This is a genomic window from Mediterraneibacter agrestimuris (assembly GCF_943193195.1).
Taxonomy (GTDB): Bacteria; Bacillota; Clostridia; order Lachnospirales; family Lachnospiraceae; genus Schaedlerella; species Schaedlerella agrestimuris.
The window spans coordinates 42,971-67,930 of sequence record NZ_CALPDG010000012.1 but is presented as its reverse complement, the minus strand read 5'-3'; the positions used below and the strand labels follow the sequence as shown (position 1 = coordinate 67,930).

The following is a 24,960-nucleotide window of genomic DNA, read 5'->3' as shown; positions in this document are numbered from 1 at the left end:
ATGAAAAGCTTTGATATTAAAACTAAAATTTTTTTCGGAGATAATGCGCTGGACAGACTGGAGGAAATCCCGTATAATAAAATATTGGTGATCACGGATCCTTTTATTGCGGACAGCAGTATGATTCAGCTGGTGACTGTACCTTTGGAGAAGGGGCATAAGCAGTATGATATTTTTAAAGATGTTGTGCCTGATCCACCTATTGAGAAAATTTCAGAAGGGGTACAGAAAATGCTTGCCTATAAGCCAGATGCAATTGTTGCGGTTGGCGGCGGCTCTGCGATTGACTCTTCCAAGTCAATTCGGGAATTTGCCCTTCGGGTGGAAAACTATGGAGATGTAGGACTGATTGCGATTCCAACGACGAGCGGGACTGGTTCGGAGGTGACATCTTTTGCAGTTGTAACAGACTCAAAAGACCGGGTCAAATATCCGCTTGTATCTAGGGATATGATGCCGGATGAGGCGATTCTGGATGCGGAGTTAGTCAAGAGTGTACCGCCGGCAATAACGGCGGACACTGGAATGGACGTATTCACCCATGCACTGGAAGCCTGTGTCAGCATTAATAGGAATGAATTTGCAACAGCGCTTGCCGAAAAGGCGATTGAGATTTGCGGCGTGTTTCTGCTTCGGGCATATCTGGACGGAAATGATACTCATGCAAGACAGAAGATGCATGCAGCGTCTTGTCTTGCGGGACTGGCATTCAATTCTGCATCACTGGGACTGAATCACGGAATGGCACATCAGTTAGGGGCAATCTTTCACATTCCGCATGGACGTGCCAATGCTATGCTGCTGCCTCATATCATTGAATTTAACAGCGACATCAATAAGCACAGCAAGAGCAGAAAAGAGTATCTTCCGGCGGTGAAAAAGTATGCAACAGTGGCGCAGATACTTGGATTGAGCAGTTATAATAAGATTATGACGGTCCGTTCATTGGTGAACTGGGTGCAATTCATGTTAAAGGAAATGGATATTCCGTTGTCGATCTCGCAGATGGGAACGATTTCGGAAGAAGAATATTTCAGGGCGATCGACAGAATGGCAGATGCTGCATTGGCAGATGCATGTACAGCGACCAATCCGCGTGTGCCGTCTAAAGAAGATGTTATTGCAATATATAAAGATTTATGGTAAAAACGTTACTGCGCACAGTAACCAAAGAACTGCTCTGTATAGAATCAGAACTTCTATACAGAGCAGTTCTTATATATGTTTGTAATTTATTAGTTTATAAATCTGTAAAGTGCACTTTTGCTCCTATTTACTGCTAATAGTAATCTCGATATTCACTTGGCGTCATATGTACGATTCTCTCAAAGGCTCTCAAAAATGTGAGAGTTGTCTTAAATCCTACCTGTTCTGCGATAGAGGTGACGGAAAGTTTGGAATAAGCCAGCAATTCTTTTGCTTTATTGATCCGAAATTCATTAACATATTGATGAACTGATACACCCAACTGCTGTTTGAACAGTTTACAAAAATAATATTTAGAGAAACCTACCTCGGCGCAGATTCTGTCAACAGAAAGATCTTCTTTGTAGTTTATGGAAATGAACTTTATTGCTGTATTTACACTGGTTTCTTGAGCAGGGGTCAAATCTTTGATGATATTGATATTGTAAGTTAAATCATATAATGATGTAAAAATATTGTGAAGCAGCATGGAGGTATGGAGATACTTCCATGTATTATTGGTAACGGAAGAATCACAGGCTAATTGATAAAGTTCCATAAATGCGTCCAGAACTCCGGAAAAAGGGTTAATCAGGATCACATTATTCTTCGTCCGGATTAGATTGTAGAACATTTTTGCATGAGTACCCCGGATAATGAAGTAATAGAATTTCCAATCCTTTGAAACCCGGGTGAAGGTAAGCGGCGTATTGCATGCTGTTGTGATCACAGAATGTGGCTGGATATATTGTGTGGCGGAGGTCTTGCTGTAACGTGCTGTTCCCTCAAGAGAATAAAGCAGCAGATAATCATTATAGTTATTCGCCATGCCAAGTTCAAATTTACGTTCAGAACAATACCCACACTCCAGGACAAGAAATGGAAAAGATTCTGCCAGTGAAGAAGTATGGAAGCTCTGTGTCTCAAATTCCTGTGGAAAGGAACGTTTCAGTGACGGCATATCAATTACTCTCCTTCTGTATTTTTGTTATCTTCTATAGTGTAATATGAATAAAAGTAAAAATCAAATAAAAAATTTGTTATTCATATTGACATAAAACTTATTTTTAAGAGTATTGTGATAATTTGAAAAATATCACAACAAAATAGTCGAAAAATGGCAGTGTACAAGTAAAAAACGCCAAAAAGACAAGAAATGATAGTAAAAAACCTATTTTTGATATTGAATATTGGGATAAAAATAGGGATATTAGATACACAAAGATACGGACGATGGTAAAACATCGGAAGTAAAACCGGAAAACAGAAGAAAGGGGCAAGACAAGATGAGTGAATATATCTTGGAACTGAAGGATGTAGTAAAAACCTTCGGTGGTGTTACAGCATTGAATGGTGTGCACTTTCAGTTGAAACGCGGTGAGATTCATGCTCTTATGGGTGAGAACGGTGCCGGAAAATCTACATTCATTAAAGTTATTACAGGAGTTCACCAGCCAGACAGCGGACTAATGCTGCTAGAGGGTGAAAAGATTACGTTCCGTTCCACAGAAGATTCTGCTAAGATGGGAATTGCAGCAATTTACCAACACGTTACAGCGTTCCCGGATTTGTCAGTAACAGAAAATATTTTTATGGGACAGGAGATTAAGAATAAGCTGGGAATTTATAATTGGAAATTGATGACAAAAAGAGCAAAAGAATTAATTGAACCTCTGAGTAAAAATATTGATGTTTCCAAACCGATGAGTACCCTTTCTGTAGCACAGCAGCAGCTTGTTGAGATTGCGAAGGCACTTTCCAGAGATGCCAGAATTCTGATCATGGATGAACCGACAGCTTCTCTTTCCAGAAGAGAATGTGAAGAGCTTTATCAAATTGCAGAAAGGCTGAGAGATGAGGGTGTATCGATTATCTTCATTACACATAAGTTTGAAGATATGTACCGGCTGGCAACACGGGTTACGGTATTCCGTGATTCACAATACATAGGATGCTGGGACGTAGATAAGATTTCCAATCAGAAACTGATCGGTGAGATGGTTGGCCGTGAATTGACTCAGATGTATCCGCCGAAGAACGCGACAATTGGAGAAACAGTATTGAAAATAAATAGCATTTCCAAGGAGGGATTTTTCAAGGATGTTTCTTTCGATGTTAGAAAGGGTGAAATCCTTGCACTGACAGGACTGGTTGGAGCAGGACGTACAGAAGTGTGCCAGAATATTTTCGGTATCATGAAACCAGATACAGGTTCTATTGAATTAGAGGGCAAGGAAGTGAAGATCAGCAGCCCGATTGATGCTTTGAATCTGGGGATTGGATTGCTGCCGGAAGACAGGCAGACACAGGGACTGATCAACGAACTTCCGATTTACCAGAATGTATCTTCCGCTGATATGAAGAAATTTATCAAGGGCGGCAAGTTAGATACAAATGCAGAAGAAGCAAAGGCGATTGAGCTGTGTCAGAAGATTCAGCTAAAGGCAAAAGACATCAGTGCGCCGCCGTCATCACTGTCAGGAGGTAATCAGCAGAAAGTGGTATTTGCAAAACTCTTGAACTGTGATCTGAAGGTGTTGATTCTGGACGAGCCTACAAAAGGTATTGATGTAGGTGCTAAATATTCTATTTATGAGATTATGAATGAACTGACAGCCAATGGATATGCGATTATCATGGTATCCTCTGAAATGCCGGAGGTACTTGGTATGGCAGACCGTATCGTGGTTATGCGCAGCGGGCGTGTGGCAGGTTCTTTTGACGCAGATGGAACGACTCAGGAAATGATTCTTGAAGCTTCATTAAAGCAAGATGAGGGGAAGGAGGACTAAAGGATGAACAAGAATAAATCTATGGTTTCAAAAATTACTGAAAGCAGAAACTTTGGTCTGGTTCTCGGTCTGGTAGTTCTTCTCATTGTAGCAAGGATTATCACCCCGTCCATGTATTCTGTGAATTCAATCATCAACATGCTCCAGAACAATGCGGTTTACGGATTGCTTGCAGTTGGGGAAATGATGGTTATCATTACAGCAGGTATTGATATTTCAATTGGTGCGACACTGTCTCTGACAGGCGTCGTATGCTGCCGTCTGATGGCAGAAAATCCGGGTGTTCCGGGAATTGTGTGGCTGTTGCTTGCGTTGGTGATCGGAGCGCTCTGTGGTGCTTTCAATGGAATTTTGGTGGGTTACTTTAAGATGGTTCCGATGATTGCGACGCTTGGTACAATGTATATTTTCCGTGGCTTCTCTTTTCTGTTCAGCGGCGGACAGTGGTGGTTCCCGCATCAGTTTACAGAAGGATACATGGCATTTGCAACAAAGAAAATTGCAGGTCTGCCATCCATTCTCTGGATACTGATCATTGTATTTGTCCTGGCGATTATTTTCCTTGGATATACAACAAAGGGAAGACGAATTTATGCAATTGGTACAAATAAAGAATCATCACAGGTAGCAGGTATCAAAGAAGCTAAGGTTGTATTCCTTGCAATGACATTGTGCGGTATGCTGGCAGGTCTTTCAGGGATGCTTTACACAGCCAATTACGCAACCTGCAGTTACATGATAGGCGACGCATACGAGATGACTGCAATTGCTATTTGTATTCTCGGCGGTGTCAGCATTGTCGGCGGTAAAGGAAAAGTAGACGGCGTTATTATCGGTTTCCTGATGATGGCGGTAATTACATATTTTATTAGTTTGCTTCCAGGTTTAAGTGTATGGTCTGATGCAATTCAGGGAGCGATTATTATCGCAGCCGTTGCTCTTAACAAATTTACGGAGCGCTCTGCTGAAAAGAGAGCACTGAAAGAAAGGAGTGCTTTGATCTAATGAGTGGAGAAAAGAATACAAATGTACCTGTAAGAGATTTATCTGTAAAGCAGGGATTTAAATTATCAAAGTTTTTGGTTAGCTGGGAAATGGTTCTGATCTATATACTGATTCTTATCAATCTTGTATTGATAGCAACAAGGACGAACCTTTATTTTGCACCGGGTACAATACAGGCGATCATTCAATCTGGTATGGATGTATGTCCGCTGGTTCTCGGGATGATTCTGATCCTGATGTTGGGAGATATTGACGTATCTGTAGCGTCTACAATGATTTTTGCATCTATGGTCACAGGTCTTTGCTGTCAGTCAGGAATGCCGGCAATTATCGGTGTTGTCCTTGGTATCGGGGCAGGAGCTCTGTGCGGTGCATTTAATGGATTTTTTGTAGCATATATCGGAATGCCGGCAGTTATCGTAACCATAGCGACTTCTATGCTGTTCAGGGGAGTTGTAAAAATTATTCTGGATGTAAATGTATTGAAAGTATTTCCAAGTTTCTATACAACCGTTGCATGGACAAATATTGCAGGAATCCCATTGTCACTGATTCTTTTCTTGGTCATGGGCGCAGGATTCGTATTCTTACTTCAGAAATCCAGATTCGGACGTAAACTGTACATAATTGGTAACAATCCGACATGTGCACAGTATTCAGGAATTGATGTAAAGAAAACAAAACTGATCGTATTTGTTATCATGGGCGCTATGTGCGGAGTTGCTTCTATTTTCTTTGTAGGAAGAATGGGAGGAAGTGTTTCATCCACAATGGGTACCGGATATGAAATGACTGCTATTGCTATTTGTGTACTCGGCGGTGTATCTACAAACGGTGGCAAAGGTAAGGTTTACGGACCCGTTATCGCAACATTGATTATGGCATTTTTAACTTATACGCTGGGACTTCTGGAAGTAGATGCCAACTCCAGAAAAATTGTGACGGGCTTCATCCTGATCATTGCGGTACTGATTCCGAACGTGAACAGAGAGTTACTTGCAAGCATGAAACTGAAGTTCATCTATAAAGGAAATAAGAATATAGAAGCATTGAATGTTAAGACAGCAGCAGAAGTGAAGGCGCTGAAAGAATCTATTGCAGAAGCGAAAAAAGATACTTCTTTAAACGAGACAGACAAAGCTTCCAAGATTAAAAAAGCAGAAGACAAGATTGATTCTCTCCAGAAAAAATGTAAGAAACAGACAGAACTCTGGCTGCGGGAGCAGAGAGAAGATGAGAAAAAAGCGAAAGAGAGATTCGCGGCAAAATAATAACTATATGCTATAAACAGCAGAAAGCTGTTTATATATAAAAAAAGGAGGATTATAGTATGAAAAACTGGAAAAAACTTGTTGCATTGGGAATGAGCGCAATGATGCTTGCATCATTAGCAGGATGCAGCACAACATCAGCTCCGGCTGAAGGCGGCAGCGAAGAAGCACCGGCAGCAACTGATGAAGGCGGAAAAGGCGGAGACATGGAAGGAACTCATGTGTTCATGTTCAAATCTACAGGAAATTCTTTTGGTGATTTGATGTATGAAGGATTTGCAGAGTATCTTGAAGCTAAGGGCGAAAAGACAGCATACAAGAGCCCGGCGGAAACAACAGTTGCAGCGCAGGTTCAGATGCTTGACGAATTGATTACACAGAATGTAGCTTCCATCACAATTTCTACAAACGGTGATGCAGGTTATGACGAAGTGTTCAAGAAAGCTCAGGAAAAAGGTATCCCGATTGTATCTGTAGACTCAGAGGCTAATCCAGAATACCGTATCTGCCACACAAATCAGGCTGAGACACAGGATATTGGTTCATATCTTGTTCAGGCAGCAGTATTGATTACACTTGGCGTTGACTATCCGGGAGATGGCAAGATGGAAGAAACAGTTAAATCAGAGCTTGGCAAATATTCAGGTGATGAGATTAAATTAGGTGTTCTTTCTGCATCTATTGATACACCAGTACAGAACTCTTGGATTGCAGCTATGGAAACAGAGCTTGCAAAAGACTTCTACGCTGGAAAAGTTAGTGCAGAACTTGACAAGAAATATGGTAACGATGACCTGACAGAGTCTACAACACAGGCCCAGGCATTTATTGCAGAGAACGCTGTTGACTGTATCATTTCTCCTACTACTGTAGGTATCGCAGCAGCAGGACAGGCTCTGAAATCTGCAAACAGCGAAATCAGACTGACAGGTCTTGGACTTCCGTCTGAGATGCAGTCCTTTATGCCGAAGTCAGCTGACGAAGATGCATTTGAATATGTATGTCCATACATGATGCTGTGGGATGTTATCCACCTTGGAGCAGTATCCGGTGCAGCTACATATGCAGCAGTTACTGATGGATTTGACGGAGCAGCAGGCGCTTCCTTTGAAATGGATGCTTTCCGTGATTACGAGGCTACAACATACGAGGCTTATGAGAGTGGAGAGGGTACAGCAGTTCTGGCTGGTACACCGTTCATCTTTGAAAAGAATAATATGGCAGAATGGATTGACGTTCTGTAAGAAGAACAAGTACAGAATTAGCTTAGCAAACAAAATAGAATGAAAAAGAAATGCCTGAACAAAACGGAATAATTCCGGGATGTTCAGGCATTTCTTTTCTGGTCTGGTAGAGCAGGAATTAAAATTATTTTTTTCCCTCAGAGGCATTTGTAAATTTAATATGCTGCTCTTCAAAAAACTTCAGCCAGTCATCGGAAAGTGACTGATTGCAGATTACACGGTTGATCATATACAAAGGAGCGATTGCCGATAATGTAATTTTACCAAACTTTGTATGATCGGCGATCAGGATACGCTCTCTTGCGTGTTCAAGCATTTTCCGCCGGATGCGTGCCTGACTTTCGCTGGAGTCAGTCAGACCGCATTCTATGCTGACTCCGGTACAAGATATGAACGCCTTGTCTGCATAATAGGTTTCCAGTGTTTCAAGGGCTGTGCAGCCATTAAAGGTTTGATACTTTTTATCCAGTTCACCGCCTACGCATATAACACGTGCGTTCTTTGAATCCGCTAAGGCATTTGCAATAAAAAGTGCGTTGGTAATTACAGTGATGTTTTTAAAATTACAGAAGCTCTGCGCGATTGCAAGGGCAGTCGTACTGGGGTCAAGAAAAACGGTGTCACCGTTTTGCGTAAAGCGGAGCGAGACAGAGGCAATGGAAGCTTTTTCCTTGCGGTAAGCATCCCGTCTCATATCATAGGAAAGCTCCTGCCGGGTATTTTGTCCGAGATAAGCTCCACCGTAAATCCGTGTAATACCATTCTCTTTCTCAAGCTCAGACAAATCTCTCCGTATTGTTTCTTCACTTACATCAAATGCAGCGCTGAGTTCTAATACGGTTACGCTCCCGTTTTCGTGTATTGCGGAAAGAATTTTTTCTTTTCGTTCCACGGGCATTAATGTTCTCTTTTTCATAATCTTTGACTCTCTTTATCAGTTGTTTTTTGCTAAAGAAGCGTCTGAGTATCAATGAAAATAGATTGCCGGATTAGATAAGATGCTCCTTTAGGTTCTCATATTGGTAAAATGTTTCCAGTGCGATTTGAATCTCGGTATCCCACCCGTCAGCCAGTTTTTGGTTATCTTCTTCTTTTGTTCCATCGGCATAATAGATTTCCCCGCTCTTTAAGTTAGAAGAAATACTGTAGATTGCTGCAGCTTTCTTTTTGAGCATATGTGCCGTAGTAAAGATAGCGGAAGCTTCCATATCCAAATTCACGCAGCCATAGCTGTATACACGGTCAATAAATTCGGGCGTTTCACCATAAAAAGAATCATCGGTAGAGCCGATTCCGGCATGTACATTAGTCGAACTTCCGGCAAGCGCAGCTTTTGCCTGTTGGATTAAGAGATAAGTCAGCTCAAAATCCGGTACTGCAGGGAAAGCGTCCGGGACGAAAAACTTAGAGGTGCCTTCATTCTTCATTGCACCGGTACTGATTAACAGATCGCCGACTTTAATTTTCGGATCAAGCGCCGCGGAGCTGCCGATTCGGATAACTGCTTCAGCTCCGATGTTGATCAGCTCCTGTGTAGCTATGGAAGCAGAAGGGCAGCCGAGACCCGTGGAAGTCACGGATACCTTTACTCCTTTATAATAGCCGGTAAATGTACGGTGTTCACGATGCATTCCGATAAATTCTACATTGTCCAAATATTTTGAGGCGCGGTCACTTCGTGCCGGATCTCCCGGTAAAAGGACATATTTTCCGATATCGCCTGGTTTTAAACCGGTGCAGTATTGACGGATTTCACTTGAAATTACTGACTGCTTGTCTACAGATCCCATATTATTTTCCTCCTGTTTTATCGATTTGCTGGATGATATAGTTTGCTGCTTTTTGAGCCTGATACAGGATTTCTCTTGTATCGGCACGGCAGAATTGCTTGTCTTTCATCAGAAATTCACCGTCTACCATAACGTCATTGATCTGTGTATCTGTATAGACAATATGAGAAGAAATATTCTCTGCGTTGAGGCGGAGAATCGGAGTCATGGCAGGCGTATCAATATCAATGGAAATGATATCTGCCCGCTTGCCGGGTTCAAGACTCCCGATCAAATTATCCATTCCAATTGCTTTTGCACCGCATATGGTCATCATTCGGACTGCGTCAATGGCATTCATGATACAGGGATTCATTTCAGTTACTTTCTGGATGAGAATGCCTGTTTTGGCGTCTGACAGAAGATTTAAACTGTTGTTGCTTTGTGCTCCGTCTACTCCGATTGTGATATTAATTCCCTTTTCTCTCAGTTTGGGAATTGGAAGAATACCTTCGCAGAGTTTTAAATTTGTGACGGGGTTATAGCTGACAGAAGCATGGTATTTGCGGAAAATATCCATGTCATCGTCAGAAAGGCAGATACAATGTGCGAACAATGTCGGACATTCAAAAATTCCGGCTTCTTCTGCTACCCTTGCAGGAGACATCCCATAAAGTTTCATCGCTGCGTCATTATCCCGCTGCGTTTCCGAAAGATGCATATGTATCATTGTACCATATTGCTGTGCAAGTTGCACGCATTCTTTTAGCAATTCGGGCGTGGTGCTGTACACATCATGAGGGCCGACACAAGGGTATATACGGCTGACAGATTTTTCGTGTCCGGGAATTGAATAAAAGTGCTCCAGATAGTCAGCAGCATCCTGGAGAGAATGAGCTGACTGTGGTGTTTCAAAGGAAAAAATACCCGGAGCTACAACAGAGCGAAGACCGGATTCCTCGGCGGCTTGAGAAATGGCATCGGCAAAATACCACATATCTACATTTGTGGTCATTCCGTTTGAAAGATATTCAAGGTAGCCGAGGCGGGAACCGGCATAGGTCAATTCCTGATTGAGATGTCTTTCGGCGGGCCACATGTATTTGGTCAGCCACTCGTGGAGAAACTTATCATCGGCTAACCCGCGGAAAAGGACGGATGGTGAATGTGTGTGTGTGTTGATCAGACCGGGCATGAGAATCCGGTTTTTTAAGTTGTACACCGTTCCTTTTTCGGGGATATCGTTTGCTGTTCCGATTGATTCAATGGTATTTCCACGAATCACAATTCTTCCGTCAGGGATACAGTCGTTGTTCTCGTTGACAGTAAGAATCGTGCAATGGTCAAGGGTTAGATAATTCTGCTCTTGAATCAATTTTAACCACCTCCTTTTTGTGGAGTATAGCATTAAAATCAACAAAAATCAACAAAAACAGTCAAAAAGATTGACACTAATATGGCGGTGTGATAGCATGGCAAGAAAATAGAAATAACAGGGAGGCAGCGAGATGGTAAAAGCGGCGATTATCGGTGCGGGGTTTGCAGGGGATGTACATGCCGAAGCGCTTCATGCATGCGGTGTATGTGTGGAGGTTGTTGTATGTCTGTCGGTGGAAGAAGCAAGGGTTTTTGCAGAAAAATGGGGGATTCCGAAGTGGGGAGATGACATCGCTCTTGCACTTCAAGAGGAGATTGATGTAGTTCACATTTGTACGCCGCCGACAACGCATGGAGAACTGATACGGAGCGTTTTGAAGGCAGGAAAACATGTAATGTGTGAAAAACCACTGTGTCTGGAGAATGAGGAAGCAAAGGAATTGCTGGAATCGGCTGCAAACACAGATAGGATTTGTGGATTAATGTTGAATGTCCGTTATCATATGGCATGTAAGAGAGCAAGACAACTGATAGCATCTGGAGAATTGGGGAGACCGGTGCTGATTCACGGAACATATATGCAGGAATTTGGCGCATTCCCGGCGCGTCTGGACTGGCGGTATAATGAAAAAACAGCAGGAAAAATGCGTACTGTAACCGAAATAGGAACGCATTGGCTGGATATTGCGCAATATATATCAGGACAGCGGGTAAAAGCCGTATCTGCCCAATTCGGCTGTTTTCATGAAACCCGGATTTTAAAAGACGGGAACACATATGCCGTTGATTCGGGAATGCAAGGAGAGCAGGTGTTTGTGGGAACAGAAGATGCGGCTGCAGTCAATCTGCGTTATGAAAACGGCGCTATTGGTACGCTTTTGCTATCGGGAGTTTCACAGGGGCGGGGGAACTATCTGAGTTTGGAAATTACCTGCGAAAATGGAAATATATGGTGGAACGAAGAAGAAAATAATGTGCTGAATATCGGAAGAAAAGGTGAAGGGATCCAAAAAGAAGTATTTGCATTTGGAAATGGATTTGCAGATACGTTTCGTTCTCTGATGCGCGCGTTTTATGATGCGGTTGAAAAAGGAGAAAAAACAGACGGATATCCCGGATTTGACAATGGAGCCGCAATCTGCCGTGTGTGCTGCGCGATTTGGGAAAGTGCACAGCAGGATGCGCGCTGGATAGAGATTGGAGGGTGAAAGATGGGGGTTAAGGAGAAGAAAAATGAATTAACTGCGGAGGAAGTGATCGAACTTCTGGAGCTTGAGCCGCTGGAAACAGAGGGCGGAATGTTTAAACAGACTTATTTCAGCAGCAGGAGAGAAGGCGGGATTCCCTATACGCAGGCGATTTATTATTTTTTGACAGAGCATTCGTTTTCTCATATGCACAGACTTACTAGTGAGGAAGTATACCATTTTTATATGGGGGATTGTGTGGAACTTTGTGAGTTAAAGAAAGATGGGAGCATGAAAGTGGTCAATCTCGGGACAGATATCCGTGCCGGAGAGCGTCCGCAGTATGTGGTAGAAGAGGGCTCATGGCAGGGGGCACGCCTGAAACCGGGCGGAAAATGGGCGCTTCTTGGAACAATGATGTGTCCGTGCTTCTCGGAAGGATGTTATGAACATGGAAATGCTTGTAAATTAAAGGAAAAATATCCGGAAGCCGAGTCGTATATTGAAGCTTTGACCGGAGAAGTCCGTGCATATTAACGAAAAAAATGCAGAAAAGTCATGGAAAATGATGGAAGAGTAACAAAAACAGAGGTGGGGACACGGTAAATTATATTGACAAATCAATGTTTTTTGTGATACTATGTGAAAAACACAAAAACGGTCAAAAATCAACAAAAAGGAGGAAATTAGAGCATGAAAAGGGAGTTTTTGAAAAAGATGACTGCAGTATTATGTTCCGGCGTTATGGTATTCGGCATAGCTGGATGTGGAGATTCCGGCAATTCGGAAACAACGGATGAGAGTGAAAAGTCAGAAAAATCGGCAAAAGTGGCGATTGTGTACACTGTGACTGGAAAAGGCGATTTATCCTTTAATGATTCGGCTTACAAAGGAGCAATGCGTGCAGTAGAAGAGCTGGGAGTTGAGGTTATCGAGGTAGAGCCGACCAGTTTATCAGATACAGAACAGGCATTTGAAGAAATGTCAGCGGAAGGGGATTACGACTTGATCATCGGACTTACTTATGAACCATTGGATGCGATTACCCAGGTGGCTCCGAATTATCCGGATCAGAATTATGCGTTAATTGATACCGATGCCGGTCAGGATAATGTGGAATCTTATATTGCACGTGAAAATGAGTCTGCATTTATGGCAGGATGTTTTGCGGCACTGATGCAAACCGAGGGGACAAGCACGCTTTTAAACGATGAGAAAAAGATTGGAATTGTGCCGGCAATGGATGCAGATGTGCCGAACAGACATGTAACAGGATTTACCTGCGGTGCAAAATATATCGACCCGGAAGTAGAAGTAATGGTAGACTATGTCGGAAGCTTTTCTGATACAGCAGCAGCGCAGGCTATAGCAAAGACCATGTATAATAATGGCGCGGATATTATTTACCAGGTAGCAGCAGGAGCTGGACTGGGCGTGTTTAAGGAAGCAGAAGACAATGGGTTTATTGCAATCGGACTGGATGATAATCAAAATCCGCTGCATCCGGACATCATTGGTATGAGTACTTTGAAAATGGTGGATGAATTCGTTTATACAGCTATTGAAGATGCAATAGGAGATGATTTTAAAGGCGGAGAAGTCATGTCAATGGGACTGAAAGAGGGCGGCGTAAGCTATACATTTGATGAAAGCAACATTGAAGTTCCGCAGAGCATCAAAGATAAAATGAAAGAAATTGAAGAGAAGATCATCAAAGGAGAACTTGAGATTCCGAATTCTCTGGATGGGATTGAAAAATTTGATGCTTCTTATTCAAACTAAGTAGAATTGACGTCAATTTACATTGATCAGAAAAGAGGCACTGTGATTTCGCTGTGCCTTTTTGCATACAACGGGGAATTTTGAAAACGGCAGCAAAGGAGAGAAAAGAAGATGAAAGCAGCTCTTCAGCTTAGTCATATTACGAAAAGATTCGGAAACGTAACAGCGAATGACGATATTAACCTGTCGATAGAGAAGGGAGAGGTACATTGCATTCTGGGAGAAAACGGCTGTGGAAAAACAACGCTTATGAATGTGATCAGCGGGCTGTACAGACCGGAAACGGGAGAGGTGTTTGTGAATGGAGAAAAAGCACAGATTGACAGTCCAAGGGATGCAATGAAGTATAAGATCGGGATGGTGCATCAGCATTTTATGCTCTTCAACCAAAACACTGTTTTGGAGAACATTATTGTGGGAGAGGAACGGTGCGGCGCTGTTTTAAAGACGGAGGAACAACGAAAAGAACTCCAGCAGATGATCGACAAATATCAGTTTCATGTCAATCTTGATGATAAGATACGGGATTTGTCTGTAGGTACGAAGCAGAGGGTGGAGATTTTAAAAGTACTCTACAGGGGCGCGGATATCATTATTTTTGATGAACCGACTGCGGTGCTGACACCGCAGGAAGCAGAGCATTTGATGGAGATTATCCTGGAACTAAAAGAAAGTGGAAAAACGATTTTATTCATATCTCATAAATTGAATGAAACATTAAAAATCGGAGATGCGATCACCGTCCTGCGAAAAGGACGCATTGTGTATGAATCCAAAAAGCAGAACACGACGGCTGAAAAACTGGCATTTGAAATGGTTGGAAAAGAGACAAAATTCGGAGGATTTACTAGAAATGAGTATTGTCCGGGAGATCCTGTACTAAAAGTGACGGAGGTCGGTCTGAAGGCTGAGAAAAAACCAGTTTCTTTTCAGGTTCGTGCCGGAGAGATCCTGGGAGTTGCGGGAGTCGATGGAAATGGACAGCAGGAACTTGAGCAGTTGATCGTGGGGATTTTAAAACAAAAAGAAGGCAGGATTGAGTTTTTAGGCAGGGACATTTCACAAAGTTCGATTATTGAGAGAAAGATGGCGGGGATGGCATATATTCCGTCAGACAGATTGGAATACGGGGTCATGGAGGGAGAATCCCTTTTGTTTAATTATTTACTTGGAAATCATGCAAGAAAGGGATTCAACATGCATGGGTTGATCCAGCATAAGAATTTGAAGCTTTATGCAGAGAAGTCTGTAAGTGAATATGATGTGCGTACAGTGGAGATTCAGGAAAAAATCGGAAATTTGTCAGGAGGAAACCAACAGAAAATGGTACTTAGCCGCGAGCTGAGTCAGAAGCCTAAACTAATTATAGCAGGTCAGCCAACGAGAGGACTGGATATCGGGGCAATTGAATTTGTACATACAATGTTATTGAAGGAGCGGGATAAAGGAAATGCTGTGGTGCTAATCAGCGCCGAGTTAAATGAAATAACAGAATTGAGTGACAGGATCCTGGTGCTTTATGACGGGGAAATTATGGCAGAGGATGCAGCGGACACATTTACAAGAGAATCACTGGGACTTCTGATGGCGGGGAAACGGAAAGAAGGTGAAGAACAGTGAAAGAAAAAGCAAAAAGAAACCTAAAAAAACTTACATTTCCCACAGTTACCTTTTTACTGGCGCTTTTTATCAGTGGAATCGTACTTGCGGTTATGGGATATTCCCCGTTAAAGGCATATCGACTGATATTTCTCGGAACTTTTAAGACAACGAGCACCATGGGAAATGCATTAGCAAACAGTATCCCGCTGATGCTTGCCGGCCTGGCAGTATCTTTGGCGGGAAAGGCGGGTATTCTGAATCTGGGCGTAGAAGGGCAGTTGTATATAGGCGGAATGTTAGGAACGGTATGTGCATTGTTCCTTCCTGTCCAGAACAGGATATTGATGCTGTTTCTTGTTCTGGCAGTGTCAATGCTGGGTGGAATGCTATGGGGTGGTATCGTAGGAGTGCTGAAGGCGAAATTCAAGACAAATGAGGTAGTGGTAGCGTTGATGCTAAATTATGTGGCTATTTTGTTTACCTCGTATTTGGCGGCAGGACCTTTGAAGGATCCGGATGCAGCCGTGAACCAGACTGCTAAAATCCCTGAGAACGCACGGTTTGTCCGTTTGATTCCGCGGACACAGATTACGGCGGCGATTTTTATCGCAGTGATCGTCAGCGTTTTGATCTGGTTTGTCTTCCAATATACTGTGGTTGGATATAAGCTAAGGAGTGTAGGCTCGAATGCGAAAGCATCTCTGGCAAATGGGATTCAATGCGGCAGATATCTGATTCTTTCTATGTGTCTGTCCGGTGCGGTTGCCGGTTTGATCGGTTCTACAGAGATTATGGGAAAATATTATCGCTTTACTGAAGGATTTTCAAATGATATCGGATTCACAGGAGTCGCGATCGCGGCGCTGGCAGGATATAACCCTTTTGCGGTAGTCTTAGTATCCATTCTATTCGGAATATTAAACGCAGGCTCACTGACCCTGGGAAGAGAAATGGGAGTGTCCAGTAAGATGTTTATGGTGATGCAGGGCATTATAGTCTTATTTGTAGCCACACCATATTTGCTTGAGTTGTTTGTGGCATGGAGAAGAAAAAAGGAAAGGGGGAAGAGCTAATATGCAGGCATGTTTTGATTTTATATTTTTAGCTGTAAATTTGGCGGTTCCTCTTGTTTTGGCGGCAGAAGCAGCTATGATCGCAGAGCGGTCCGGCGTGATCTGCCTTGGCGTTGAAGGAATCATGATATTCGGAGCATTTTTTGCCGTGACAGGAAGCTATTACACTGGAAATCCATGGCTTGGCGTATTACTTGCAGTAGCGGGCGGCGCACTTGCGGGGTGGATTTATGGAATATTTGCGGTCACGTTGAAAGGACAGCAGGTAGTAGTCGGGGTAGCCGTGAATTTTTTTGCAGCCGGTATTACACCGATGGTTACACAGCAGATATGGGGAAGCGAAGGGGCGAGCGCAACAGTCAATTCCATTGGCACGATGGATTTGTCCAAAATCTTTGGTGGAAGTACCGGGATTTCTTGGTTCGTATTTCTTACTATTTTGATTGTAGCAGGAATGTGGTATTTTATGTATAAGACGAAATATGGACTGCGGCTTCGGATGACAGGGGACTTTCCCCTTGGACTGCAAACCTGTGGGATCAATACCAACCGTTACAAATTATGGGCGATGACGGCAAGTGGAATTCTGGCTGCTGCCGGAGGCGCATACTTATCTGTGGGATATGGAAATCTGTTCGTTACGGATATGGTAGCGGGAAGAGGATACATGGGAGTGGCGGCAAATATTTTCGGAGGCTGGACGCCTCTTGGCGGCGCGTTTGCGGCTTTGTTCTTTGCAGTTGTGCAGACTCTGCGGTATACGCTGACGGATCTGGAACTTCCATCCCAGTTGATGCAGATGCTGCCGTATCTTGTAACACTGATCGCTCTGGTATTATTTGGGAGAAATTCAAAATCTCCGGAAGGGCTTGGAAAACTGTAAGCAGTTAAGAAAATAAAAAATAGGAGGAAAGAGATGGGAAAAACAATAAAACCCGTAGAATGGATGGGAGATTATGTAAAAATTCTGGATCAGACATTGTTGCCGGAGACAGAAAAATTTATGGAAATCCGGCAAGCAGAACAGATGTGGGATGCAATTAAGAGACTGTGCGTCAGAGGCGCCCCGGCAATCGGTGTGGCAGCCGGTTATGGCGTAGCGGTAGAAATGCAGAGATATACAGACAGAACACCGGAGGAATATCATGAAAAGCTGAAAAATGTTGTAGAGTATCTTGCAACATCAAGACCTACCGCAGTTAATCTTTTCTGGGCGCTGGATCGCATGGCGGAGACGGGCATGGCGAATCAGAAGGAACCCAATGCAGTGTGTCAGAAAGCACTTGAAAATGAAGCAAAGGCGATTGAAAAATATGAAGAGGCAGCCTGTGTATCAATCGGGGAAAATGCACTCACTCTTTTGAAGGACGGCATGACACTTTTGACACACTGCAATGCGGGCGGACTTGCAACTGTGCATTATGGTACGGCTTTATCCCCGATGCTTCTTGGCAGAGAAAAGGGAATTCATTTTAAGGTATATGCAGATGAAACCCGGCCGCTCTTACAGGGGGCACGCCTGACTGCGTGGGAACTGTATCATGCAGGCATCGATGTGACTGTGATCACAGATAATATGGCGGGCATGCTGATGAAACAGGGAAAGATAGATGCAGTGATCGTGGGATGCGACCGCATCGCGGCAAACGGTGACGCTGCGAACAAGATAGGAACCTATTCTGTGGCAGTGCTCGCAAAGCATCATAATATTCCATTTTATGTGGCAGGACCGGTTTCTACGATAGATCTGACTACGCAGACTGGAGATGAAATACCGATTGAAGAAAGGAAAGCAGATGAAGTGACTTGCGGATTTGGAAAACGTACAGCTCCGGAGGGTGTAAAAGTGTACAATCCTGCATTTGATGTGACGCCGCATGAATTGATTACAGCAATCATTACGGAAAAGGGAGTTGTTAAGAACCCAAATGAAGAAAAGCTTGCTGCCCTGCTGAAAAAAGAAAAATGATCAAGAAGATTTTGATTGACTGTGATCCGGGAGTAGATGATTCTCTTGCAATTCTTTTTGCTCTGTACCGAAAAGATGTGGAAATTGCAGGGATTACGACAGGGATAGGAAATGTAACTGCTGCGCAGGGCGCTGAGAATGCACTCCGGATTTTAAAATTAGCAGGAGCGGAAGACAAAATACCTGTATGCGCCGGAGCTGAGTGTACGATAGCAGGAGAAACCGAAGAGTTTCCGGAATTTATTCACGGTAAAAATGGAATTGGAAATGTAGAATTACCAGAGTCCCAACAGAAGACGGTTGAGAAGGATGTGTGTGATTTTATATACGAAAAAGCTTGTCAATATGAACACGAGCTGGTTCTGGTTCTGCTTGGGAGAATGACCAATATTGCCAATACGATTAAAAAATATCCCGATTTTTCAAAGAAAATAAAGCAAGTTGTAGCTATGGGCGGCGCGGTAGGAACATTTGGAAATGTGGGACCGGAAGTGGAGGCAAATATCGGTGGTGATCCGGAGGCGGCAGATATTGTTGTACAGGCTGCATGGGACGTGACAATGGTAGGACTGGATGTTACAATGAATACACATTTGCGGATGCAGGATGTAGAAGAAGCATGCAGATACTGCCGGGAAGAGTGCAGACCGGTTTTAGAATTTGCAAAAAATGAATTAGAATATTATATGGAAGGTGCGCGAAAACAAAACTGGATGCGTGGATGCTGCCCGTTCCATGATCCTCTGGCTATGATCGTAGCAGTAAATCCGGGGGTTGTATTCACACAGAAACGGATTACCAGAATCGAATGTAACGGTAAATATACGAGAGGAAAGGTTGTGACTGATCTGCGCGAATATCCAATAGAAGGACGGTATGTAACGCACTGTCTGCAAGTAGATTCAGTTCGTGCACTGAATGAATTCTTTGCGGTATTTCAATAGCCGCAGGCACGGGCAATTTTACTGAGGAAATTTTTTGCTGAAAAGACACAGAGTTGGAGAGAGGAATGTTGAAAATGATTGTTAAAACATTCTTCTCTCCACTTTTATTTTCTTTTATTGACAATTAAGCTGCAAAGGAGTATATTGGTCATATAAAACCGAAACGTTTCGGTTAAAAACATAGATCACACATTTTCAAACAGAGGAGGATATCAAAATGCCATTGGTTACATCAAAAAAAATGTTACTGGATGCTCAGAAAGGCGGCTATGCAGTCGGAGCATTTAATGTGGAGAATATGGAGATGGTGAAGGCGGTCATTGCGGCGGCAGAAGAGCTTCAGGCTCCGGTCATGCTTCAGACAACGCCGTCTACAATTAAGTATGGATCATTGGAAACTTATTTTGCAATTGTTGCAGCGGAAGCGAAGAAAGCAAGCATACCGGTGTGTCTCCATCTGGATCATGGCAGCAGTTTTGAACTGGCAGTACAGGCAGTGAAGGCAGGATATACTTCTGTTATGATAGACGGATCAGGAGAGAGCTTTGAGGATAATATCGCAGTCAGCAAAAGAGTCGTAGATGTGGCAGAGGCATGCGGCATTCCGGTAGAGGCTGAACTCGGCAAAGTTGGCGGGAAGGAAGACGATCTGGAAGCGGAGGCAGACACCAATACCGATCCAGCAGAAGCTAAGGAATTCGTAGAAAGAACAGGGATTTCTTCGCTTGCGGTCGCAATCGGAACTGCACATGGCTTTTATGCCGGAACGCCGGTTCTGGATAAAGAGCGTGTATCCCAGATTAAAGAGATCGTTCCTGTTCCGCTTGTTCTTCATGGCGCGTCCGGTCTGACGGACGAGGATGTCAGAGAATGCGTAGAGCGTGGAATCTGTAAAGTGAATTTTGCAACAGAGCTGAGAAAAGCCTATACAGACGCAGGCAAGAAGCTGATAGAAGAAAAGCCGGAGACATTTGATCCGAAGAAATTAGGCGTAGTCGGCATGGAGGCAGTCAAAGAACTGGTCAAAGGACGTATGAAAGTCTGCGGATGCAATGATAAGGCAGAGTAAAGAAGTAAGACTGCAAAGGGCAGGTGAGATATTTGGCAGCAACAATGAAAGATATTGCGAAAGCAACAGGGCTCGGTTTGGCAACGATTTCGTCCTATTTTAACGGGGGAAATGTGCGGGAAAAGAACCGGATCAAGATCGAGCAGGCGATCGAAGAACTTCATTTTGAGGTAAATGAGGTTGCACGGGGACTTAAGACGAACCGGACGAAGATAATCGGGATCATTATCCCGGAGCTGAACAATATTTTTTGTGCGGAAATTATTACCGAGGTGGAAGATATCTTGAGAAGCAAAGGTTATGCGGCCATGATCTGTGACTGCCGTACGGATGAGAAGCGGGAAGAGGAAGCAGTGGAGTTTCTTTATCACCGCAGAGTTGATGGTCTTATCATCATGCCGACGGGAAGGAATGGAGAGTATCTCCGGAAATTTATCCGCGCGGGGAAACCAGTGGTTCTTGTGGACCGGAAGATGAAGCAAATAGACTGTGACTGTGTTCTTGTGGACAACAAAGGCGCTGCCAAAAGTGCGGTGGAACGGCTGATCACAGCAGGTCATACTAAAATCGGTATGATAGCGGGACCGGAAGATGTGTATACGGCAGAAGAACGATTCCGCGGATATGTGCTTGCCCTGCAGGAAGCAGATCTGACAGTAGAGGATTCACTCATTGTCAGGGGCGATTATACCATTTCCGGCGGAACTGCCGCTATGCGGAAGTTAGTAGAGGATAATCCAGATATGACGGCAGTTTTTGTATCCAATTATGAGATGACAATGGGAGCTGTCATTGAGGTAAATGAATTGGATGTGAAGATTCCGGAAGAATTGTCGCTGATCGGCTTTGACAATGAAGAATTTGCCAAAGCGAGCATTCCGAGGCTCAGTATTGTAACCCAGCCGACCGGGGAGATTGGACGGCAGGTTGCCGGAATTATGCTGCAACGTCTGGGAATGGGAAGTACAGAGTCAGAGACAGGGGAACCGGAGACGCGGAAGCTGGCCACTTGCTTCTTAGAAGGAAATTCTGTGAAGAAGCTGCGCGATTCATAAAGTATAGTATACGGATTAAAAGAAACACAGGAGAGAGCTATGAAACCTTATTTATTAGGAATTGATATCGGAACAAGCGCCTGTAAGATCGCCATATTTGATAAGATGGGAAATGTAATTTCGGCAGCAAATGGTGATTATAATGTTTACTACCCGCACCCTGGATGGGCAGAACAGAATCCTGAGGAGTGGTGGACAGTTGTTTGTCAGGCAGTGAAAAAGGCTTTGGAAAAAGGACAGGTGAATCCTGAGGAGATTGCCGGAATCGGAATCGACGGACAGAGCTGGTCGGCAATCGCAGTTGATAAAGAGGGAAAAGTATTGACCAATACGCCGATCTGGATGGATACACGGGCTCAGGATATTTGTGAAGAGCTAAATACCAGGATCGGTGCGGATGAGATTTTTGCTTTGGCTGGAAATTCGCTCCAGCCGTCTTATACAACGGCAAAAATTCTCTGGTATGAGAGAAATCTGCCAGAGGTGTATGCGAATACATATAAGATTCTTCAGTCTAACAGTTATATTGCCTACAAGCTGACAGGTGTGATGACACAGGACATTTCCCAGGGGTACGGACTGCACTGCTTTCATATGCATACCGGACAATGGGATGAAGAAATGTGTAAGAAACTGGGGATACCGATGGATTTATTACCGGAGATTTATCCCAGCCATGCTGTAATCGGAACAGTGACAGAGGAAGCGGCAGACGTGAGCGGGCTGGCTGTTGGTACGCCGGTTGTGGCAGGCGGACTTGACGCAGCCTGCGGCGCCCTTGGAACCGGAGTTCTTCAAGCGGGGGAAACGCAGGAACAGGGCGGTCAGGCAGGAGGCATGAGTATTTGCACCGGTACATACAGGGCAGATCCGCGGCTGATATTGGGTTACCATGTGGTACCGGACAAGTGGCTGCTTCAGGGCGGAACCACCGGAGGCGGGGGCGTCATGCGCTGGATGGAGCGGGAATTTGGCGGCTATGAGCGGGAAGAAGGCAGACGGCGGGGAAAAAGTTCGCTGGAGTTGTTTAATGAGGAAGCGGAAATTGTTGCGCCAGGCAGTGACGGTGTGGTATTTCTGCCGTATATGGCTGGTGAACGTTCGCCAATCTGGGATGCAGAAGCTAAAGGTGTGTTCTATGGATTGGATTTTAGTAAGACGAAAGGGCATTTTATCCGTGCGGCAATGGAGGGGGTGGCATATTCTCTCCGGCATAACTTAGAAATTGCAGAGCAGACAGGGGCGGAGGTAAATGTCCTGCGGGCAATGGGCGGTTCTGCCAATTCCCTGCTTTGGACACAGATAAAGTCAGACATCACGGGGAAACCGATCGTGGTTCCGTCTTCCGATACGGCAACGACGCTCGGAGCAGTCATCCTGGCAGGCATCGGCATCGGAATGTATGAGAGCTTTGAAGAAGCAGTCAGACTTACTGTAAAGGTGAAGCGGACACATAAACCTAATGCAGAGAATACAAAAAAATATCAGAAGAATTATGATATTTATCTGGAGTTATATCAGCAGTTAAAGGATACGATGAAAAAATAAGGAGGCAGTAAATTATGAAAGCAGCAGTGGTATGTGCAAATGAAGATGTTCAGTATCTGGATTATGAAGAACCTACACCGGGGCCGGGGGAAGTGAAAGTGAGAGTAAAGGCTTCTGGAATATGTGGTTCGGATATTCCGCGGGTACTCCATAACGGAGTACATTTTTATCCGATCGTACTGGGGCATGAGTTTTCCGGTGATGTCGTAGAAGTCGGAGAAGGCGTAACAAAGGTTAAAGTAGGAGACAGAGTATCCGGCGCGCCGCTTCTTCCATGCATGAAATGTGACGACTGTCAGAACGGAAACTTCTCCCTTTGTAAGCATTATAGCTTTATAGGTTCCAGACAGCAGGGAAGTAATGCGGACTATGTTGTCCTTCCGGAGCAGAATGCAGTTGTGTTTGACAAAAGCATTTCTTATGAACAGGGAGCAATGTTTGAGCCTTCTACAGTTGCTTTACATGGACTGCTGCAAAATGACTATCAGGGCGGACGGTATGTGGCAATTCTGGGCGGCGGAACCATCGGTATGTTTATGATGCAGTGGGCAAAGATTTTTGGTTCCAAAAAGGTAGTTGTATTTGATATCAGCGAGGAACGTCTGGAGCTGGCAAAACGCCTCGGCGCAGATGAAGTTATCAATACAACAAAAGAAAATTATATGGAAGAGGCGAAGGCGATCACTGGCGGGAAGGGTTATGATTATGTTTATGAGACTGCGGGACAGGCACCGACCATGTATATGGCGTTTGAACTGGCGGCAAATAAGAGTCATATCTGTTTCATTGGAACGCCGCATGTGGACCTGACATTTACGCCGGCAATGTGGGAAAATATGAACCGTAAAGAATTTAAGCTGACAGGTTCGTGGATGTCTTATAGTTCTCCGTTCCCGGGAAAAGAATGGGAACTGACGGCACACTATTTTGCAACCGGACAGTTGCAGTTCGATCCGGGATTCATTTATAAAAAAATGCCTATGAGTGAGGCACAGGAAGCATTCCAGATGTTTAAGACGCCGGGATTAGTGAAAGGGAAGGTATTACTTGTCAATGAATAAGAGTTTATGCGCATTTGGACTATAAACAGTACTGAGATAAGTCAAAAAATTAATTTGTTATACACACATAAAAAGAAGGGAGGGATATGGATGATACTGACAGTGACGCTAAATGCAGCGATTGATAAGCGTTATGTGGTGGAAGGCGTTCAGATCGGTGAAGTCAACCGGGTGAAAGAATGCGTATATGTGCCGGGCGGAAAGGGACTAAATGTTTCCAAGCCGCTGGCGATCTCAGGAGCAGAGGTAGTCGCTACCGGATTTGTAGGTGGACATGCGGGAAATTATATAGAAGATGCGTTGAAACCCTTCCATATTAAAAGTGATTTTTATCATGTGGATGCAGAAAGCAGATCGTGTATCAATATCTGGGACGAAGTCAATCATATACAGACCGAATTTCTGGAGCCGGGATTTACGCTGACAGAAGATGATTTTGATGGATTTGTAGAAAAGTTTAAAGGACTCGTGGAGCAGGCAGAAGTAGTCGCCATGTCCGGCAGTGTGCCGAAGGGGCTGGACGGAACAGCATACCAGAGACTTGTGACACTTGTGAAGAAAGTGGGGAAAAAAGTCATTCTGGACACCAGTGGGAATTTGCTAACGATGGGAATTGAAGCGAAGCCCACAATGATAAAACCGAACATCGATGAAATCCGAATGCTCACGGGAACATCTTGCGACAGTCTGGAAGAGATGATTAAGGCGGCAGAGATGATCCATCAAAAGGGCGTGGAAATTGTGGCGGTTTCTCTTGGTGGTGACGGTTCCTTTGTGGTTTGTGAGGAAGGGATTTTCCGGGCGGAGGTTCCGAAGATTGAGACGGTCAATACGGTAGGCTGCGGAGATTCGATGATTGCGGGATTTGCGCTGGGATTGAGCGAAGGGCTTCCTATGGAAGAGATACTTCGGAAGGCAAGCGCGGTTTCTGCGGCGGCAGCAATGCGGGAAGAAACCGGATTTTATGTGAAAGAGGACATGGAGAAGATTTACCCTCAAATTGTGATTCATAAATTCTGAAAGGAGA

The 24,960-nt window shown here is 44.1% G+C and carries 22 protein-coding genes; 18 read left to right on the top strand and 4 right to left on the bottom strand.

Going from position 1 to position 24,960, the window contains the following annotated elements:
- A complete protein-coding gene (locus NFS18_RS08205) occupies nt 1-1,146 on the top strand; it encodes a 1-propanol dehydrogenase PduQ (RefSeq protein ID WP_251389606.1) in 1,146 nt (381 codons plus the stop codon).
- Between the two features lie 133 nt (nt 1,147-1,279).
- Here the strand turns inward: NFS18_RS08205 and NFS18_RS08200 are convergent, their stop codons facing one another.
- Complete coding sequence (locus tag NFS18_RS08200; RefSeq protein WP_251389605.1) at nt 1,280-2,146, bottom strand: helix-turn-helix transcriptional regulator; 867 nt, start codon at nt 2,144-2,146, stop codon at nt 1,280-1,282.
- Between the two features lie 325 nt (nt 2,147-2,471).
- Here NFS18_RS08200 and NFS18_RS08195 point away from each other — a divergent pair, with 325 nt between their 5' ends.
- Genes NFS18_RS08195 through NFS18_RS08180 form a run of 4 tightly spaced genes read left to right on the top strand, consistent with a single transcriptional unit; the run spans nt 2,472 to nt 7,497 of the window.
- Nucleotides 2,472-3,977 (top strand): sugar ABC transporter ATP-binding protein, encoded by a 1,506-nt coding sequence (locus NFS18_RS08195; protein WP_251389604.1) that lies wholly within the window; start codon nt 2,472-2,474, stop codon nt 3,975-3,977.
- Nucleotides 3,978-3,980: 3 nt separating this feature from the next.
- Nucleotides 3,981-4,982: an ABC transporter permease gene (locus NFS18_RS08190; RefSeq protein ID WP_251389603.1), complete on the top strand. Its 1,002-nt coding sequence runs from the start codon at nt 3,981-3,983 to the stop codon at nt 4,980-4,982.
- Nucleotides 4,982-6,253 carry an ABC transporter permease gene (locus NFS18_RS08185; RefSeq protein WP_251389602.1) on the top strand — a complete coding sequence of 424 codons (1,272 nt, stop codon included), beginning with the start codon at nt 4,982-4,984 and terminating at the stop codon, nt 6,251-6,253. Before NFS18_RS08190 ends, NFS18_RS08185 begins: the two co-directional genes overlap by 1 nt.
- A 59-nt stretch (nt 6,254-6,312) precedes the next feature.
- Nucleotides 6,313-7,497: a substrate-binding domain-containing protein gene (locus NFS18_RS08180; RefSeq protein ID WP_251389601.1), complete on the top strand. Its 1,185-nt coding sequence runs from the start codon at nt 6,313-6,315 to the stop codon at nt 7,495-7,497.
- Between the two features lie 124 nt (nt 7,498-7,621).
- On the opposite strand, the gene NFS18_RS08175 is transcribed toward NFS18_RS08180, so the two are convergent.
- From NFS18_RS08175 to NFS18_RS08165, 3 genes are all read right to left on the bottom strand, one after another.
- On the bottom strand, nt 7,622-8,413 hold the full coding sequence (locus NFS18_RS08175) for a DeoR/GlpR family DNA-binding transcription regulator (protein WP_251389600.1): 792 nt from the start codon (nt 8,411-8,413) through the stop codon (nt 7,622-7,624).
- Between the two features lie 73 nt (nt 8,414-8,486).
- Entirely contained in the window at nt 8,487-9,287 is an 801-nt protein-coding gene (locus NFS18_RS08170) for a nucleoside phosphorylase (RefSeq protein ID WP_251389599.1), read from the bottom strand.
- A gap of 1 nt (nt 9,288) precedes the next feature.
- A complete protein-coding gene (locus NFS18_RS08165; protein WP_251389598.1) occupies nt 9,289-10,641 on the bottom strand; it encodes an amidohydrolase family protein in 1,353 nt (450 codons plus the stop codon).
- Nucleotides 10,642-10,774: 133 nt separating this feature from the next.
- Here NFS18_RS08165 and NFS18_RS08160 point away from each other — a divergent pair, with 133 nt between their 5' ends.
- The 13 genes from NFS18_RS08160 (at nt 10,775) to pfkB (ending at nt 24,953) form a co-directional block, all read left to right on the top strand.
- Nucleotides 10,775-11,851, top strand: a complete 1,077-nt coding sequence (locus NFS18_RS08160) for a Gfo/Idh/MocA family protein (RefSeq protein ID WP_251389597.1) — start codon at nt 10,775-10,777, stop codon at nt 11,849-11,851.
- 3 nt (nt 11,852-11,854) lie between these two features.
- Complete coding sequence (locus NFS18_RS08155) at nt 11,855-12,367, top strand: cupin domain-containing protein (protein WP_251389596.1); 513 nt, start codon at nt 11,855-11,857, stop codon at nt 12,365-12,367.
- 156 nt (nt 12,368-12,523) lie between these two features.
- Nucleotides 12,524-13,612 (top strand): BMP family lipoprotein, encoded by a 1,089-nt coding sequence (locus NFS18_RS08150; RefSeq protein ID WP_251389595.1) that lies wholly within the window; start codon nt 12,524-12,526, stop codon nt 13,610-13,612.
- 111 nt (nt 13,613-13,723) lie between these two features.
- The gene (locus NFS18_RS08145; RefSeq protein WP_251389594.1) at nt 13,724-15,232 is read left to right on the top strand and encodes an ABC transporter ATP-binding protein; all 1,509 of its coding nucleotides are present in this window, start codon (nt 13,724-13,726) and stop codon (nt 15,230-15,232) included.
- On the top strand, nt 15,229-16,287 hold the full coding sequence (locus NFS18_RS08140; protein WP_251389593.1) for an ABC transporter permease: 1,059 nt from the start codon (nt 15,229-15,231) through the stop codon (nt 16,285-16,287). The genes NFS18_RS08145 and NFS18_RS08140 overlap by 4 nt, the downstream gene beginning before the upstream one ends.
- 1 nt (nt 16,288) lies before the next feature.
- Entirely contained in the window at nt 16,289-17,170 is an 882-nt protein-coding gene (locus tag NFS18_RS08135) for an ABC transporter permease (protein ID WP_251389592.1), read from the top strand.
- Between the two features lie 33 nt (nt 17,171-17,203).
- The gene (mtnA, locus tag NFS18_RS08130; protein ID WP_331477600.1) at nt 17,204-18,256 is read left to right on the top strand and encodes an S-methyl-5-thioribose-1-phosphate isomerase; all 1,053 of its coding nucleotides are present in this window, start codon (nt 17,204-17,206) and stop codon (nt 18,254-18,256) included.
- The gene (locus NFS18_RS08125; protein ID WP_251389591.1) at nt 18,253-19,200 is read left to right on the top strand and encodes a nucleoside hydrolase; all 948 of its coding nucleotides are present in this window, start codon (nt 18,253-18,255) and stop codon (nt 19,198-19,200) included. The genes mtnA and NFS18_RS08125 overlap by 4 nt, the downstream gene beginning before the upstream one ends.
- Nucleotides 19,201-19,417: 217 nt before the next feature.
- A complete protein-coding gene (locus NFS18_RS08120; protein ID WP_251389590.1) occupies nt 19,418-20,269 on the top strand; it encodes a class II fructose-bisphosphate aldolase in 852 nt (283 codons plus the stop codon).
- Between the two features lie 32 nt (nt 20,270-20,301).
- Nucleotides 20,302-21,324, top strand: coding sequence for a LacI family DNA-binding transcriptional regulator (locus tag NFS18_RS08115; protein ID WP_251389589.1), 1,023 nt, complete (start codon nt 20,302-20,304; stop codon nt 21,322-21,324).
- A 39-nt stretch (nt 21,325-21,363) separates the two neighbouring features.
- A complete protein-coding gene (xylB, locus tag NFS18_RS08110) occupies nt 21,364-22,872 on the top strand; it encodes a xylulokinase (RefSeq protein WP_251389588.1) in 1,509 nt (502 codons plus the stop codon).
- 14 nt (nt 22,873-22,886) lie between these two features.
- Nucleotides 22,887-23,933, top strand: coding sequence for a galactitol-1-phosphate 5-dehydrogenase (locus NFS18_RS08105; protein WP_251389587.1), 1,047 nt, complete (start codon nt 22,887-22,889; stop codon nt 23,931-23,933).
- 90 nt (nt 23,934-24,023) lie between these two features.
- Nucleotides 24,024-24,953, top strand: coding sequence for a 1-phosphofructokinase (pfkB, locus tag NFS18_RS08100; protein WP_251389586.1), 930 nt, complete (start codon nt 24,024-24,026; stop codon nt 24,951-24,953).
- The last annotated feature ends 7 nt before the right edge of the window (nt 24,954-24,960 follow it).

Bases quoted from the DNA above. Each gene is read 5' to 3' on its own strand.
- NFS18_RS08205 (WP_251389606.1), top strand. From the start codon at position 1: ATGAAAAGCTTTGATATTAAAACTAAAATTTTTTTCGGAGATAATGCG.
- NFS18_RS08200 (WP_251389605.1), bottom strand. From the start codon at position 2,146: ATGCCGTCACTGAAACGTTCCTTTCCACAGGAATTTGAGACACAGAGC.
- NFS18_RS08195 (WP_251389604.1), top strand. From the start codon at position 2,472: ATGAGTGAATATATCTTGGAACTGAAGGATGTAGTAAAAACCTTCGGT.
- NFS18_RS08190 (WP_251389603.1), top strand. From the start codon at position 3,981: ATGAACAAGAATAAATCTATGGTTTCAAAAATTACTGAAAGCAGAAAC.
- NFS18_RS08185 (WP_251389602.1), top strand. From the start codon at position 4,982: ATGAGTGGAGAAAAGAATACAAATGTACCTGTAAGAGATTTATCTGTA.
- NFS18_RS08180 (WP_251389601.1), top strand. From the start codon at position 6,313: ATGAAAAACTGGAAAAAACTTGTTGCATTGGGAATGAGCGCAATGATG.
- NFS18_RS08175 (WP_251389600.1), bottom strand. From the start codon at position 8,413: ATGAAAAAGAGAACATTAATGCCCGTGGAACGAAAAGAAAAAATTCTT.
- NFS18_RS08170 (WP_251389599.1), bottom strand. From the start codon at position 9,287: ATGGGATCTGTAGACAAGCAGTCAGTAATTTCAAGTGAAATCCGTCAA.
- NFS18_RS08160 (WP_251389597.1), top strand. From the start codon at position 10,775: ATGGTAAAAGCGGCGATTATCGGTGCGGGGTTTGCAGGGGATGTACAT.
- NFS18_RS08155 (WP_251389596.1), top strand. From the start codon at position 11,855: ATGGGGGTTAAGGAGAAGAAAAATGAATTAACTGCGGAGGAAGTGATC.
- NFS18_RS08150 (WP_251389595.1), top strand. From the start codon at position 12,524: ATGAAAAGGGAGTTTTTGAAAAAGATGACTGCAGTATTATGTTCCGGC.
- NFS18_RS08145 (WP_251389594.1), top strand. From the start codon at position 13,724: ATGAAAGCAGCTCTTCAGCTTAGTCATATTACGAAAAGATTCGGAAAC.
- NFS18_RS08135 (WP_251389592.1), top strand. From the start codon at position 16,289: ATGCAGGCATGTTTTGATTTTATATTTTTAGCTGTAAATTTGGCGGTT.
- mtnA (WP_331477600.1), top strand. From the start codon at position 17,204: ATGGGAAAAACAATAAAACCCGTAGAATGGATGGGAGATTATGTAAAA.
- NFS18_RS08125 (WP_251389591.1), top strand. From the start codon at position 18,253: ATGATCAAGAAGATTTTGATTGACTGTGATCCGGGAGTAGATGATTCT.
- NFS18_RS08120 (WP_251389590.1), top strand. From the start codon at position 19,418: ATGCCATTGGTTACATCAAAAAAAATGTTACTGGATGCTCAGAAAGGC.
- xylB (WP_251389588.1), top strand. From the start codon at position 21,364: ATGAAACCTTATTTATTAGGAATTGATATCGGAACAAGCGCCTGTAAG.
- NFS18_RS08105 (WP_251389587.1), top strand. From the start codon at position 22,887: ATGAAAGCAGCAGTGGTATGTGCAAATGAAGATGTTCAGTATCTGGAT.
- pfkB (WP_251389586.1), top strand. From the start codon at position 24,024: ATGATACTGACAGTGACGCTAAATGCAGCGATTGATAAGCGTTATGTG.